The sequence below is a fragment of the Bradyrhizobium sp. dw_411 genome, assembly GCF_018449695.1.
Lineage (GTDB): Bacteria > Pseudomonadota > Alphaproteobacteria > Rhizobiales > Xanthobacteraceae > Bradyrhizobium.
In genome coordinates this window covers 58,347-71,088 of sequence record NZ_JAAVUY010000009.1, presented here as the reverse complement: position 1 = coordinate 71,088, position 12,742 = coordinate 58,347, and the positions used below count along the sequence as shown (strand labels likewise).

Sequence of the window (12,742 nt, the reverse complement as noted above, 5' to 3'; positions counted from 1 at the left end):
GGATCATGGAAACGTTCGATTATGTGATCGTGGGAGCGGGCTCGGCGGGATGCGTGCTCGCCAGCCGTCTGAGCGAAGATGCCCGCAGCAGCGTCTGCGTGCTCGAAGCCGGTCCCAGTGACTGGCACCCCTACATTCATCTGCCGGCGGGCTTCATCAAGACCTTCCATATGCGCAGCCTGAACTGGGCCTATCAGCAGGAGCCGGGGCCGTGGACCGGCGGACGCAGCATCTATGCGCCGCGCGGCAAGACGCTCGGCGGCTCCTCCTCGATCAACGGCCACATCTACAATCGCGGCCAGCGCCAGGACTTCAACACCTGGGCGCAACTCGGCAATCGCGGTTGGGGCTATCCCGATGTGTTGCCCTACTTCAAGCGGCTGGAGCGGCGCGTTGGCGATGGCGACGAGGCGTTTCGCGGGCGCGACGGCAAGCTGACCGTTACCACGATGGATTGGCGCGATCCGCTCTGCGAAGCGTTCATGGCGGGCGCGATGAGTCTGGGGATTCCGCGCAATCCCGATTACAACGGTGCGATCCAGGAGGGCGTTTCCTACGCCCAGCGCACCATTCAAAATGGCTTGCGCGTCAGTGCCGCGACCGCGTTCCTGCATCCGGCGATGAAGCGGCCCAATGTCCATGTGCACACCCATGCCCATGCGACGCAAATCATCTTTGAGGGCAAGCGCGCGGTGGGCGTGCGCTACAGCAAAGGCGGCAAGGGCGGCACGCCGGTTGAAGTGCGCGCCGCGAAGGAGGTGATCCTGTCCGGCGGCACGTATAATTCGCCGCAACTGCTGCAATTGTCCGGCGTCGGCTCGCCTGATTTACTGAACTCGCTCGGCATCGAAGTGCGCCATGCGCTCACAGGCGTGGGCGAGGGATTGCAGGACCACTACGCGCCGCGCTCGGTCGCGCGTGTCAAGAACATCAAGACCATCAATGAACGCCGGCGCGGTCTCAGCCTCGTTGGCGAAGCGATCAAATGGGCGACGACGCGGCGCGGGCTGCTGTCGCTGTCGCCGACCATGGTCTATTGCTTCTGGCATTCCGGCGAAAGCACCGAGAGCTCCGACCTGCAACTGACCTTCACGCCGGCGAGCTACAAGGAAGGCGTGCAGGGGCAGCTCGAAGACCAGCCCGGCATGACGGTCGCATCATGGCAGCAGCGGCCCGAAAGCCGCGGCTATGTCCGGGTTCGCTCGTCCAATCCATTCGAACCGCCGATCATCCAGACCAATTATCTGGTCGAGGAGCTTGATCGCCGCACGGTTGTTGCCGGCATGAAGCTGGCGCGGCGGCTGTTGGCGTCGGCGCCGCTTGCGCCCTATTACGCCTATGAGGATTTCCCCGGACCCAATGTGCAGACCGACGACGAGTTTTTGGCCGCGGCGACGCAGCGTGGCACCACGACGTTCCATCCCGGCTGCACCTGCCGGATGGGACCGGCCGATGCCAAATGGGCCGTGGTCGACGATGAGCTGCGCGTCCACGGGCTGCAGGGTCTGCGCGTGGTTGATGCCTCGATCATGCCGCGCATGATCTCGGCCAATCTCAATGCCTCGGCCATGATGATCGCCGACAAGGCATCGGATTTGATCCGCGGCAAGAGCGCGCCGGCGAGTGAGAGTGCGCTGGCGAATTGAACGGCTGGTAGCGTTCGCCGGTATAAGTTTCTGACTTGCGCTGCTATATTGCGTTCACGTTTTAGAAAGTCCGATTGAGAGGGGCGGTTTTGACATCCGGTTGGACTTTCCTGATCTCCTTTGTGTCAATCGTGGCCGGCATCGTCCTGGGGATGACATTGCGCGCCCGGCTTCCCGCACCAAAACTTGGCCATGACACCAAGGAAGTCATCCGGCTCGGCGCAAGCCTGCTGGCGACCTTGGCGGCTGTTGTCATCAGTCTGCTGATCGCGTCGGCGAAGTCGTCTTACGATACCCAGGACGCCCACTTCCGGCAGCTCGCCGCCTATATCGTCGAGACCGATCAATTGCTCGTCCAATACGGCCCGGAAGCGCTGCCGGTTCGCAAGCTGATGCGGGAGAACGTGCCCGCGGCGATGGACCGGATCTGGAACGAGAAAGCGACGGCTTCGCAAAACACCGCTTTCACTGTGAACTCGCTCGCCGAACAGCTCCATAACGCGATCGAGGCGCTGTCGCCCGTCAACGACGCGCAGCGTTTGCTCAAGCCCCGCATCGTGCAGGCCAGCGATGAAATCGCGCGCACGCGGCTCTTGATCTTCGCCGATGGCGACAAGCCGATCCTGACGCCGTTCCTGCTGATCTTGATCGTCTGGCTGACGGTGATCTTCACCAGCTTCGGGATGTTCGTCGAACCGGGTGCGGTGGCCTGGACGGCGCTGCTGGTGTTCGCGCTATCGGTATCGAGTGCGCTGTTCCTGGTGGCGGATCTGAGCCAGCCGTTTGCCGGGTTGATGCAGATCTCTAAAGATCAGCTTCGGCACACGCTGGCGCCGTTGAGCTGATTTCGCCGTCAATTCTTCTGCGGCAGCGACCTGATACGGTCGAGCAGGGCATGGCAGTAATCCAGCGTCACTTTCCGGCCACCATAGAGAATGTGATAGATGATCGGCGCGATCACATGGTCGATCACCTCATCGACATCGAACGGCGTTTCGCCGCGCGCCCTGGCGCGTTCGGCGATGGTCTTCAGATGATCTGTCGTAAAGCAGCCGCATTGAGCCGAATGGGCGTCTCCCGGCTGGGAGAACACATCCCGCATCAATTCCCGGCCGACCGGCGACGACATCTCTTCCATGAATTGTTCGATGAAGGCCCGCAGGTCTGATGTCATCGACCCGGTGTCTTCGGGATCGGAGATCGGTCTCAATCGTTGCACGGCGACATCGGCAAATAGCGCGGACAGATCGCCCCATCGCCGGTAGATCGTCGAGGGGGTCACCCCGGCGGCGGCGGCGATTTGCGGTACTGTTAATTCATCGCGCGGGGTCGCCGCGCCGAGACGCGTCACCGCCTCATGCACCGCGCTCTGGATGCGGGCACTCCGTCCCCCGACCCGAATGCGCTCTTTGACCGCCACGCTGTTACTCCCTGCAATCTTGCCATGCCAAAACGAGGGTCAATCTTAACGCAAATAATTTGCATTAAGGCCTCAGGCTCCCATATAGCTAAGGCTATATATTAGCTTTAGGAGCCTCCGATGCAAGTCTGCCAGACAAATCAGCAGGGTACGGCCCCGCCGAGGCCCTCGTTGCCGGGTCGGAGAGCGCCACCCGCGCCCTGCCATCCGGCGCGATGACCGCGTTTAGCTTTGCAGGCGCGATCCTGATCGCAGCCAGCAGCAGCGCGGTGACGCCGCTTTATCATCTCTATCAGGCGTCGATGCACCTCACGCCATTCTGGATCACGATCGTGTTCGCGAGCTATGTCGCGAGCCTGCTCGCGGCGCTTCTGACGCTCGGCGGATTGTCCGACTATGTCGGCCGCCGCCCAGTGATCCTCGCGGCTTTGTTGCTGAACGCCGTGGCGATGGTCTTGTTCTCGGAGGCCGGGGATGTTGGGCAATTGATCCTGGCGCGGGTCGTGCAGGGGCTTAGCGTCGGTGTTGGCACCACGGCATTGGGGGCGGCGATCCTCGATACCAATCGCGCGCGCGGGCCTCTTCTCAACAGCGTGACGGCGTTTCTCGGTCTGACCGCCGGCTCATTGGGAGCGGCCGCGCTGATTACCTTCGCATCCGACCCGTTGCACCGGGTTTACGAGGTTCTGCTTGGGCTCACGGTGCTGATGATCGCGCTATTGTATGTGATGCCGGAAAGCAGCACGCGAAAAACCGGTGCGCTGGCCTCGCTGCGTCCGAATGTCCGCGTCCCGCCGCAGTCACGCGCCATTCTGGTCAGGCTGACGCCGGCCAATGTCGCGGCCTGGGCGCTCGGCGGGCTCTATCTTTCGCTGATGCCGACCGTGGTCAAGACGACGATGCACGTCGCGTCGCCCTGGGTCGGCGGCGTTGTGGTGGCGGCGTTGACGTTGAGCGGGGCCATTGCGGTCGCAGTGTTCCGGGAATCGCCGGTGCGGCGCCTGATCGTGATGAGTACCAGTACGCTGGGGCTTGGCGTGGCGATCTCGATGATCGGTATCCAGCAGCAGCAAGTGGCTGCGCTGTTCGCAGGGACCGTGATCGCCGGAGTGGGATTCGGCGCGACCTTCTCGGGAACGCTACGCGCGCTATTGCCGACCGCCGAACCGCATCAGCGCGCCGGGCTGCTCGCGGCGTTCTATCTGCAATCTTATCTGGCGTTCGCCGTGCCGGCGGTCCTTGCCGGATTGTCGGTCCCGCAGATCGGGCTTTCGACCACCGCCTATCTCTACGGCGCTGTCATCATCCTGCTCGCCTTCGTCTCGCTGGTGGCGTCGGTTTGGTCGGATCGGTGAACACGGTTGTTTGAAATTTAAATCGGCAAACTCGCCACACAACAGGTGTCGTCCCGGCCTTGAGCCGGGACCCATAACCACAGGACGTTGTGTTGCGCGAAAGCCCTCGCACAGCGTTTTTTAACGACAGGCCGCGGAGTATGGGTCCCTGCGTTCGCAGGGACGACATGGAGAGAGGGGTGAACCCGTCACACTTCCCGCCGGCTCAGAAACGCCAGCCGCTCGAACAGATGCACGTCCTGCTCGTTCTTCAGAAGCGCGCCGTGCAGCGGCGGGATCAGCTTGCGGGGATCGCGCTCCCGGAGCATTTCCGGCGTGATGTCTTCGTTGAGCAATAGCTTGAGCCAGTCGAGCAGCTCCGACGTCGATGGTTTCTTCTTCAGGCCCGGCACTTCGCGGACCTCGAAGAAGATCCGCAGGGCTTCTTCCACCATGCGCTTCTTGATGCCGGGAAAATGCACGTCGACGATCCGGTTCATGGTGTCGACATCGGGAAACTTGATGTAATGGAAGAAGCAACGTCGCAGGAATGCGTCCGGCAATTCCTTCTCGTTGTTGGACGTGATCATCACGATCGGGCGCAGCTTGGCCTTGATGATCTCGCCGGTCTCGTAGACGAAGAATTCCATGCGGTCGAGTTCGAGCAGCAGATCGTTCGGGAATTCGATGTCGGCCTTGTCGATTTCGTCGATCAGCAGCACCGGGCGCTGCTCATGGGTGAAGGCCTCCCATAATTTGCCGCGCTTGATGTAATTCGAGATGTCCGAAACCCTGGAATCGCCGAGCTGGCTGTCGCGCAGCCGAGACACCGCGTCATATTCGTAGAGCCCTTGCTGGGCCTTGGTGGTGGACTTGATGTGCCAGGTCAAAAGCGGAGCGCCGAGCGCCTTGGCGACTTCCTCGGCCAGCACCGTCTTGCCGGTGCCGGGCTCGCCCTTTACCAGCAGCGGACGCTCGAGCACGATCGAGGCATTGACGGCGATCTTGAGATCGTCGGTCGCGACGTAGTCCTTGGTACCGGTAAATTTCATCGACACTGTGCCTTGCTTATTCGTAAGCGCGGATGCGCTGAACAGGAAACGGCCGCCAGCCGGGCGGCCGTTGTGGAAATCGGGACGGTGATCAGGCGCGCTTGATCAGCGAGAGCACGACGAGCACGACGACCGCGCCGACGGTGGCGTCGAGGATCGAGCCCAGCGTGCCGGACGCCAGCACGATGCCGAGTTGCGGCAGCAGCCAGCCGGCGACCAGCGCGCCGATGATGCCGACGACGATGTTTCCGATCAGCCCGAAACCGGCGCCGCGCACGATCAGGCCGGCGAGCCAGCCGGCGATCGCGCCGATGATGAGGGAAGCCAGGATACCCATGGATGTAGCCTTATTTCGAACGTTGACGGCTCAATTCTAGTTGAAAAAAGCCTCAGGTCTAGGCGGTCGGACCGCCATTTCCGCGAAACAAGCGGCCCTGATCCGCGCTGCCGGCCCTTGACGGTGGCGGGGCGCCGGGCAATCTGTCACGCATGTTTCTGCAATTCTTCACCTCGCTGCGCGATGCCCAGGTCCCGGTCAGTCTGCGCGAATATCTGACGCTGATGGAGGCGCTCGACGCCGACCTCGCGGAGCACTCGATCGATAATTTCTATTTTCTGGCGCGCACCGCGCTGGTGAAGGACGAGCGCAATCTCGACAAGTTCGATCGCGTGTTTGGCACCGTGTTCAAGGGGCTGGAGAGCCTGCTCGACGCGATGGAGAAGGCGGATATTCCGGCCGAATGGCTGAAGAAGCTCGCTGAGAAATATCTCACCGAGGAAGAAAAGAAACAGATCGAGGCGATGGGCTGGGACAAGCTCATGGAAACCCTGCGCGAGCGCCTCAAGGAACAGAAGGGCCGCCATCAGGGCGGCAACAAATGGATCGGCACCGCCGGCACTTCGCCGTTCGGCGCCGAGGGCTACAATCCCGAAGGCATTCGCATCGGGCAGGAGAAGAACCGCAATTTCCGCGCCGTGAAGGTGTGGGATCGCCGCGAGTTCAAGGATCTCGATGGCAATGTCGAACTCGGCATCCGCAACATCAAGATTGCTCTAAGACGCCTGCGCAAATTCGCCCGCACCGGCGCGCCCGACGAGCTTGATCTGGACACCACGATCAAGGAAACCGCCAACCACGGCTATCTCGACGTCCATATGCGCCCCGAACGGCGCAACGCGGTCAAGGTGCTGGTGTTCTTCGATATCGGCGGCTCAATGGATTCGCACATCGAGCAGGTCGAGGAATTGTTTTCGGCGGCGAAGACCGAATTCAAGCACATGGAATATTTCTACTTCCACAACTGCCTGTATGAAGGAGTATGGAAGCAAAATCGCCGCCGCTTTACCGATCGCACACCGACTTGGGACGTGCTGCATAAATATCCGCACGACTACAAGGTGGTGTTCGTCGGCGATGCCTCGATGTCGCCCTACGAGATCATGGTGCCCGGCGGCTCGGTCGAGCATGTCAATGAAGAGGCCGGAACGGTTTGGCTTGAACGCATCGTCAGGACCTATCCGCACGCGGTATGGCTCAACCCGGTGGCGCAACGGCATTGGGACTATTCGGAATCGACCATCATCATCCGCCGGCTGTTTTCGCAGCGCATGTTCCCGATCACGATCGAAGGTCTTGAAGGAGCGATGAAGGAATTGGTGCGGTAAAATTACTTCTCGTCATTCCGGGGCGCGCGCAACGCGAACCTCAGATGTGCTATGCACATCGGGGAATCTCGAGCTGAGGGAAACTCGATCGAGATTCCGGGTCTCGTCCTTCGGACGATCCTGGAATGACGGAGTTAAATTCAATGCCCCAAACCATCCATCGCGGCATCAAGTCCCTGGTCGACGAGGCCAACGCGCAGATCGAAACCCTAAGCGCGGCGGAGGCGATCAAGGCCGCGCAGAGCGATGATGTCGTGATCGTCGATATCCGCGATCCCCGCGAGATCGAGCGCGACGGACGGATCCCCGGCGCGTTCTCCTGCACCCGCGGTATGCTGGAATTCTGGATCGATCCGGCCAGTCCCTATGCCAAGCCGATCTTCCAGAGCGACAAGAAATTCATCTTTCACTGCGCCGGCGGCATGCGCTCGGCGCTGGCGGCGAAGACCGCCGACGATATGGGACTGAAACCGGTGGCGCATATCGCAGGCGGATTCGCCGCCTGGCGCGACGCCGGCGGTCCGGTCGAGAAATTCGAGCCGAAGCAGCCGAAGGGATGAAGGGGCACCGTCATTCCGGGGCGTCCGCAAAGCGGACGAACCCGGAATCTCGCAGACGTTTTCTGGATTCCGGGTCTGTGTGCTTTGCACACATCCCGGAATGACAACGAGGATTTTCCAATGACATCACCCACCGCCGACGATCCGCTAGTCTCCACCGACTGGCTCGCCGCCCGTCTCGATGATCCCAAGACCAAAATCATCGACGCGAGCTTCAAATTGCCCGGCGTGTTGCCGCTGCCGGTGGACGATTATCTCGCCGCGCATCTTCCGGGTGCGGTGTTTTTCGATGTCGATCACATCGCCGATCGGAACGACGCGCGGCCGCATATGTTTCCGGCCGCCGAGCAATTCGCGCGCGACGTCTCAGCGCTCGGCATTTCCTCCGGCGATACCGTGGTCGTTTATGATGCCGGGGGCTGGGTTGCCGCCCCCCGGGTGTGGTGGATGTTCCTGGCGTTCGGCCATCCCAATGTGAAGGTGCTCGACGGCGGCTTGAAGAAATGGCTGCGCGAAGGCCGTCCCACGCATTCCGGTCAGGTCACCCCCAAGCCCGGAAAATTTCAGGCCAGGTTCGATCCGTCTTATGTACGCAGCCAGCAGCAGTTGGTCGGCAATCTCGCGACGCACGCCGAGCAGTTGATCGACGCGCGGCCGTATCAGCGCTTTGAAGGCAGCGTGGCCGAACCGCGTCCGGGTCTGCGTCCCGGTCACATTCCCGGCAGTCGCAGCGTGCCCTATGCGGGATTGTTCGATGCTACAACTGGCGCGATGAAATCGCTGGACGATCTGCGAGAGGCCTTCAGGAGCGCGGGCGTCGATCTGGCCAAGCCGACCGTGACGACCTGCGGCTCCGGTGTTTCCGCGCTGGTGGTGACGCTGGCGCTGTATCGGCTGGGCGTGCGTGGCTCAGCACTTTACGACGGCTCGTGGTCCGAATGGGGCCTGCCTGACGGACCGCCGGTCGCGACCGGCGCCGCGTGATCGCTTTAGCGGCGGCGAACGATCGTCTGTGCCGGCTGGCCGAACGGGTTATCCGGTTGCAGTTGGGCGAGCTGAGCCGCCAGGCGCGCGCGAGCCGCAAGCCTGCGCCGCGCCGCGCGCCGGGCGTGCTGACGTTTTTTGATGATGCTCGAGCCTGTTTTTACGGAATCTTTCTTGGCGGTTTCGGCCTTGCCCCGCCGCGGCGTTTCGATACTGACGGCGGGCCCGCCCAGCGTCGCGATTTTTGTCGCGGCGATATTGGCATCCGGTGAAGTTGGTGTGACCACGGGCTCGGACGCTGTCGGGGCGGCCGCCTGATAGGCCGGCGGTGCGCTATCTTCCGATAGTGCAATCCTGGTCTCGGCAATCTGGGTTTCGACGCTCTTGGTCTCGGCGACGACAACGTAGGACTCCGCCGGAGCCGATGCGGTTTCACCCTGCGCCGGACTTTCCGTGACGATGGCTTCCGGTTTTGCGGTTTCAGGCGACGGTGAATCTTCCGGCTTGAGCGCGGCGATCCGCTCGGGTTCGGACGGCGCCGCGGTGGTCGCGGCAGGCGCGGTGTTGACCGGCACGTCGTCCGCGGCCTTGTCGGCGACAGGCGTATCGACGCGCAGCAGCGCGAGCACGGGCGGGGTGGTCTCGACCGGCTGCGCGAATACCATTTCGGGCGGCCCGCGCCAGGCCGGGGTGCTGGCAAATTCTTCGTGGGCCGCGCGCAGCAAAGCGGCAGCGCCCAGTCCGAAGACCAGGATCGATAACGACAACACGGTGGCGGCGAACAGGAAACGAAAGCCGGGAAGCATGGACGCGAATTCTGCCTTCGGGATATCTCTATTGGATATCTTGCAAAGGCCCTTGAGCCATCGGGAACGCGGTGACCACAACACTGGCCGCGTTCGCGACGCAGCGCATAACACCGGCGCGCGCGAATCAGGCTGATTCAAGAATACCGCAACGGCCTGCGCGCGTTTGTTAAAAATCCAAGCTTTTAAAAGTCGAAGCCCGTTAAAAATCCCGGCCTGTTAAAAATTGACGGCTTGAACGCCGTCTGCGCTGCCGAAATTCGTTTTCCGGCCGGTGCGGCCCGGTGGCCGCAGGGGGCGTGGGCGGTCACAATACCGGAATTGGGCCCGAATTGGCCGGATTTGTCTTGAATGCGCCGCTATCTTCCGTCATCAGCCGTTAACGATCCGGTGTCGGCTTGGGGACTATACAAGAGCGATGATGATCAAACGAATTCATACGATGAGTGCTGCCGTTTTGGCCGCCTTGGCAGCAGGCGCAGCGGTAACTTCGCTCGCCTCGGCGCAAGGCTATCCGCCGCCTAGCGGGATCTATTCGCCCTATCCGCCCGGTGGGGGTGCCGATTATCGCCGCGGCCCGCGCCCGGCTGATTTCGACGCGCTGGACGATGACGACGCACCGAACGGGCCGGGTTCCACCGCGCTGTCGCCGCCGGGACCTGTGTTGTCGCCCGATGATCCGCGCTATGGCCGACCGATGGGTGCTCCGCCCGTTTATTCTGACCGTGGCCCCGTGATGTCGCCGGACGATCCGCGCTACGGCCGGCCGATGGGCGCGCCGCCTGTCTATTCCGACCGCGGCCCTGTGATGTCGCCGGATGATCCGCGTTATGGCCGCCGCGATGGCCCGCCGCCGGTGATCTACTCGGATCGCGGCGAGAATCGCCCGCCCGCCTATGTCTATCCCGATGAAGAAGGCCGTCCCCGTCCGCCGGGCGCCGTGGGCGGTCAGCCCTATGTCACGGGTGCCGTGCAGCCGCCGCAAGGCCAGCCCCAACAGGGACAACCGCCGCTGGGAGCGGATGGCCGGCCGGTGATGATGGCGGCGTTGCCGCCGGAGGAACAGCCGGAAGTGGCGCCTGCGCCGCTTGCGCCGAACCTGCGCCGGCAGGAAGTCACGTTCCCGACCAAGGAACCGCCGGGAACGCTGATCGTCGATACGCCCAACACCTATCTCTATTACGTGCTGGGTGGTGGACGCGCGATCCGCTACGGCGTCCGCGTCGGCCGCGACGGCTTCACCTGGACCGGGGTGCAGAAGATCTCGCGCAAGGCCGAGTGGCCGGATTGGCATCCGCCGACCGAGATGATCGAACGCCAGCCCTATCTGCCGCGCTTCATGGCCGGTGGCCCCGGCAATCCGCTGGGCGCGCGCGCGATGTATCTCGGCAATACCGTCTATCGCATCCACGGCACCAACCAGCCGTCGACGATCGGCAAGTTCGTCTCTTCCGGCTGCATCGGCATGTTGAACGAGGACGTCTCGGACCTGTTCGACCGCGTCAAGGTCGGCACCCGCGTGGTCGTGCTGCCGGGCGGCGCGCCGCCAACCGCAACCGCTTCGGCGCAGCCGATGCCCGGACCGAATGCCGGGTATAATGCCGGACCTGGGCCGATGCCGCAGCCGGGCCTCCCCGGCGCCCAGCCGACCGTGGTGCCGCCGCTGCCCGCGCCGGTCACAGTGCGCTGAGCCGCAAGAAAGAACGATAAACATTCAAAAAGGGCGCGCTGCGGTGCGCCCTTTTTCTTTGCGCTATTTTCTTGACGTCCTCACGCCAGCCGGCGCACCGGCTCGCTCTTGAGCCAGCCGCCGATGCCTTCGACCATCTGGCCGTAATGGGCTCGAAAGCCCTCTTCGGTGACGTAGCCGAGATGCGGTGTCAGCACGAGATTGTCGAGCTTGCGGAAGGGGTGATCGACCGGCAGCGGCTCGACCGAGAACACGTCGATCGCGGCACCCGCGATCTTGTTCTGCTGCAAGGTTTCCAACAGCGCGGTTTCGTCGACGATTGGTCCGCGCGAGGTGTTGACGAGGAACGCTGTCGGCTTCATGCCCGCCAGATCCGCGCGCCCGACCAGCCCGCGCGAGCGATCGCTCAGCACCACATGAATGGTGATGATGTCGGCGTTGGCGAACAGCTCTTCCTTGGTGGCGTAGCCGACGCCGACTTCCTTGCAGCGTTCCGCCGTCAGGTTCGGACTCCAGGCGATCACGTTCATGCCGAACGCCTTCGCCAGCCCCGCCACCTTGGCGCCAAGCTTGCCGAGACCGATAATCCCGAGCGTGCGGCCTTCGATCTCCAGTCCGATGAATTTCTGCAGGGGTTCGCCGGCATGCATGCGCGCGTTTTCACGGCCAATGCTGCGGGTCAGTTCCAGGATCAGGCCCATCGTCAGCGCCGAGGTCGGATCCCGGTTCCATTGCGTTCCGCAGAACACGACGCCCTGTTCCTTGGCGGCTTCCGAATCGATCGAGGCGTTGCGCATGCCCGAGGTGATCAGGAGCTTCAGCTTGGGCAGTGCCGCGAGCAGGGAGCGCGGAAATGGCGTGCGTTCGCGCATCACGCAGATGATCTCGAAATCCTTCAAGGCGCTGGCGGCGGCCTCGGAAGAGGCAAAGGGCTGGTTGAATACGGTGACATCGACGCGATCGGCGATCTTCGACCAGTCCGCGATTTTCAGGGTTATATCGAAATAGTCGTCGAGAATTGCACAGCGCAGCCGCGTCATGGGAAGGTCCGTTCATGGCGATGATGGCGGTGCGAAGACGCGCCGCCCTGGGAGGCGCCATGGTCGCGCGCAACGCCTCGACGCGCAAGCGTCCAGCGATCAATGTGACGTCAAAAATGGCAGCTCAAATGGATCTGCCCGCAAGTCTCGGGACGTCGTAATCAGGCGGAATGCCGGTGCGACGAGGCCGTCAATTTGGCGCGGCAGGCCGGGCCCGGGCCGCGCATATAATGCAGCTCCGGCCGGTAGGGGTCGAATGCCCTGATGAAGAACTGGCGCCAGAAGGCGATGAGCCCGTTGAGCGGCCTGGAGCGTCCGTCACGGCTGTCCGCCGGGGAGGAAAGAGAGGTCGAGGTCACGGTCGCCATGACGAATCCTGTCTTTTTTCCGGCGGCTTCTGCCACGCGGAGCGCTTTCCGGGGCGTTGACGGGGAGTTTCGGTTCCGAGTTATTAAAAGAAGGTTTCAATTGTCGCTATCCGTACTGATACTGGTAAACGGATGGAAAACGCCCAGTCGCGCGGTTGCCCTTTGGGGGCCGCGCCG

Annotated in this window: 14 protein-coding genes; 8 read left to right on the top strand and 6 right to left on the bottom strand. The window is 62.7% G+C overall.

Annotated elements, in window-relative coordinates; all coding sequences use genetic code 11:
• The first annotated feature begins 5 nt into the window (after nucleotides 1-5).
• Complete coding sequence (locus HB676_RS16975) at nucleotides 6-1,646, top strand: GMC family oxidoreductase N-terminal domain-containing protein (protein ID WP_213738996.1); 1,641 nt, start codon at nucleotides 6-8, stop codon at nucleotides 1,644-1,646.
• Between the two features lie 89 nt (nucleotides 1,647-1,735).
• A complete protein-coding gene (locus HB676_RS16970) occupies nucleotides 1,736-2,491 on the top strand; it encodes a hypothetical protein (RefSeq protein WP_213738995.1) in 756 nt (251 codons plus the stop codon).
• A gap of 8 nt (nucleotides 2,492-2,499) precedes the next feature.
• On the opposite strand, the gene HB676_RS34260 is transcribed toward HB676_RS16970, so the two are convergent.
• Nucleotides 2,500-3,066 (bottom strand): TetR/AcrR family transcriptional regulator C-terminal ligand-binding domain-containing protein, encoded by a 567-nt coding sequence (locus tag HB676_RS34260; protein ID WP_213738994.1) that lies wholly within the window; start codon nucleotides 3,064-3,066, stop codon nucleotides 2,500-2,502.
• Nucleotides 3,067-3,281: 215 nt separating this feature from the next.
• Here HB676_RS34260 and HB676_RS16960 point away from each other — a divergent pair, with 215 nt between their 5' ends.
• Nucleotides 3,282-4,421 (top strand): MFS transporter, encoded by a 1,140-nt coding sequence (locus HB676_RS16960; protein WP_213738993.1) that lies wholly within the window; start codon nucleotides 3,282-3,284, stop codon nucleotides 4,419-4,421.
• A 188-nt stretch (nucleotides 4,422-4,609) separates the two neighbouring features.
• Here HB676_RS16960 and HB676_RS16955 read toward each other — a convergent pair whose 3' ends face one another.
• Both HB676_RS16955 and HB676_RS16950 read right to left on the bottom strand, forming a co-directional pair.
• Nucleotides 4,610-5,452 (bottom strand): MoxR family ATPase, encoded by an 843-nt coding sequence (locus tag HB676_RS16955; RefSeq protein WP_213738992.1) that lies wholly within the window; start codon nucleotides 5,450-5,452, stop codon nucleotides 4,610-4,612.
• 91 nt (nucleotides 5,453-5,543) lie between these two features.
• A complete protein-coding gene (locus tag HB676_RS16950; protein ID WP_213738991.1) occupies nucleotides 5,544-5,789 on the bottom strand; it encodes a GlsB/YeaQ/YmgE family stress response membrane protein in 246 nt (81 codons plus the stop codon).
• A gap of 152 nt (nucleotides 5,790-5,941) precedes the next feature.
• On the opposite strand from HB676_RS16950, the gene HB676_RS16945 reads away from it, so the two are divergent.
• The 3 genes from HB676_RS16945 to sseA all read left to right on the top strand — a co-directional run bounded on the left by HB676_RS16945 (nucleotide 5,942) and on the right by sseA (nucleotide 8,661).
• On the top strand, nucleotides 5,942-7,117 hold the full coding sequence (locus HB676_RS16945; RefSeq protein ID WP_213738990.1) for a VWA domain-containing protein: 1,176 nt from the start codon (nucleotides 5,942-5,944) through the stop codon (nucleotides 7,115-7,117).
• Between the two features lie 143 nt (nucleotides 7,118-7,260).
• Entirely contained in the window at nucleotides 7,261-7,677 is a 417-nt protein-coding gene (locus HB676_RS16940; protein ID WP_213738989.1) for a rhodanese-like domain-containing protein, read from the top strand.
• Between the two features lie 120 nt (nucleotides 7,678-7,797).
• Nucleotides 7,798-8,661 (top strand): 3-mercaptopyruvate sulfurtransferase, encoded by an 864-nt coding sequence (gene sseA / locus HB676_RS16935; RefSeq protein WP_213738988.1) that lies wholly within the window; start codon nucleotides 7,798-7,800, stop codon nucleotides 8,659-8,661.
• A gap of 5 nt (nucleotides 8,662-8,666) precedes the next feature.
• Here sseA and HB676_RS16930 read toward each other — a convergent pair whose 3' ends face one another.
• Nucleotides 8,667-9,467, bottom strand: coding sequence for a hypothetical protein (locus HB676_RS16930; protein WP_213738987.1), 801 nt, complete (start codon nucleotides 9,465-9,467; stop codon nucleotides 8,667-8,669).
• 421 nt (nucleotides 9,468-9,888) lie between these two features.
• Between HB676_RS16930 and HB676_RS16925 the strand changes: the two genes are divergently transcribed.
• The gene (locus tag HB676_RS16925) at nucleotides 9,889-11,157 is read left to right on the top strand and encodes a L,D-transpeptidase (protein ID WP_213738986.1); all 1,269 of its coding nucleotides are present in this window, start codon (nucleotides 9,889-9,891) and stop codon (nucleotides 11,155-11,157) included.
• An 80-nt stretch (nucleotides 11,158-11,237) separates the two neighbouring features.
• Here the strand turns inward: HB676_RS16925 and HB676_RS16920 are convergent, their stop codons facing one another.
• Nucleotides 11,238-12,197 (bottom strand): D-2-hydroxyacid dehydrogenase family protein, encoded by a 960-nt coding sequence (locus HB676_RS16920; RefSeq protein WP_213738985.1) that lies wholly within the window; start codon nucleotides 12,195-12,197, stop codon nucleotides 11,238-11,240.
• Between the two features lie 14 nt (nucleotides 12,198-12,211).
• On the opposite strand from HB676_RS16920, the gene HB676_RS16915 reads away from it, so the two are divergent.
• Entirely contained in the window at nucleotides 12,212-12,358 is a 147-nt protein-coding gene (locus tag HB676_RS16915; RefSeq protein ID WP_213738984.1) for a hypothetical protein, read from the top strand.
• Here HB676_RS16915 and HB676_RS16910 read toward each other — a convergent pair whose 3' ends face one another.
• Entirely contained in the window at nucleotides 12,359-12,565 is a 207-nt protein-coding gene (locus HB676_RS16910; RefSeq protein ID WP_213738983.1) for a hypothetical protein, read from the bottom strand. It abuts the gene before it with no gap.
• Between the last annotated feature and the right edge of the window lie 177 nt (nucleotides 12,566-12,742).

Excerpts from the sequence above, each read along its gene's own strand:
- HB676_RS16960 (WP_213738993.1), top strand. The coding sequence starts at position 3,282 with ATGACCGCGTTTAGCTTTGCAGGCGCGATCCTGATCGCAGCCAGCAGC.
- HB676_RS16975 (WP_213738996.1), top strand. The coding sequence starts at position 6 with ATGGAAACGTTCGATTATGTGATCGTGGGAGCGGGCTCGGCGGGATGC.
- HB676_RS16920 (WP_213738985.1), bottom strand. The coding sequence starts at position 12,197 with ATGACGCGGCTGCGCTGTGCAATTCTCGACGACTATTTCGATATAACC.
- HB676_RS16915 (WP_213738984.1), top strand. The coding sequence starts at position 12,212 with ATGGCGATGATGGCGGTGCGAAGACGCGCCGCCCTGGGAGGCGCCATG.
- HB676_RS16925 (WP_213738986.1), top strand. The coding sequence starts at position 9,889 with ATGATCAAACGAATTCATACGATGAGTGCTGCCGTTTTGGCCGCCTTG.
- HB676_RS16940 (WP_213738989.1), top strand. The coding sequence starts at position 7,261 with ATGCCCCAAACCATCCATCGCGGCATCAAGTCCCTGGTCGACGAGGCC.
- HB676_RS16945 (WP_213738990.1), top strand. The coding sequence starts at position 5,942 with ATGTTTCTGCAATTCTTCACCTCGCTGCGCGATGCCCAGGTCCCGGTC.
- sseA (WP_213738988.1), top strand. The coding sequence starts at position 7,798 with ATGACATCACCCACCGCCGACGATCCGCTAGTCTCCACCGACTGGCTC.
- HB676_RS16955 (WP_213738992.1), bottom strand. The coding sequence starts at position 5,452 with ATGAAATTTACCGGTACCAAGGACTACGTCGCGACCGACGATCTCAAG.
- HB676_RS16930 (WP_213738987.1), bottom strand. The coding sequence starts at position 9,467 with ATGCTTCCCGGCTTTCGTTTCCTGTTCGCCGCCACCGTGTTGTCGTTA.
- HB676_RS16910 (WP_213738983.1), bottom strand. The coding sequence starts at position 12,565 with ATGGCGACCGTGACCTCGACCTCTCTTTCCTCCCCGGCGGACAGCCGT.
- HB676_RS16950 (WP_213738991.1), bottom strand. The coding sequence starts at position 5,789 with ATGGGTATCCTGGCTTCCCTCATCATCGGCGCGATCGCCGGCTGGCTC.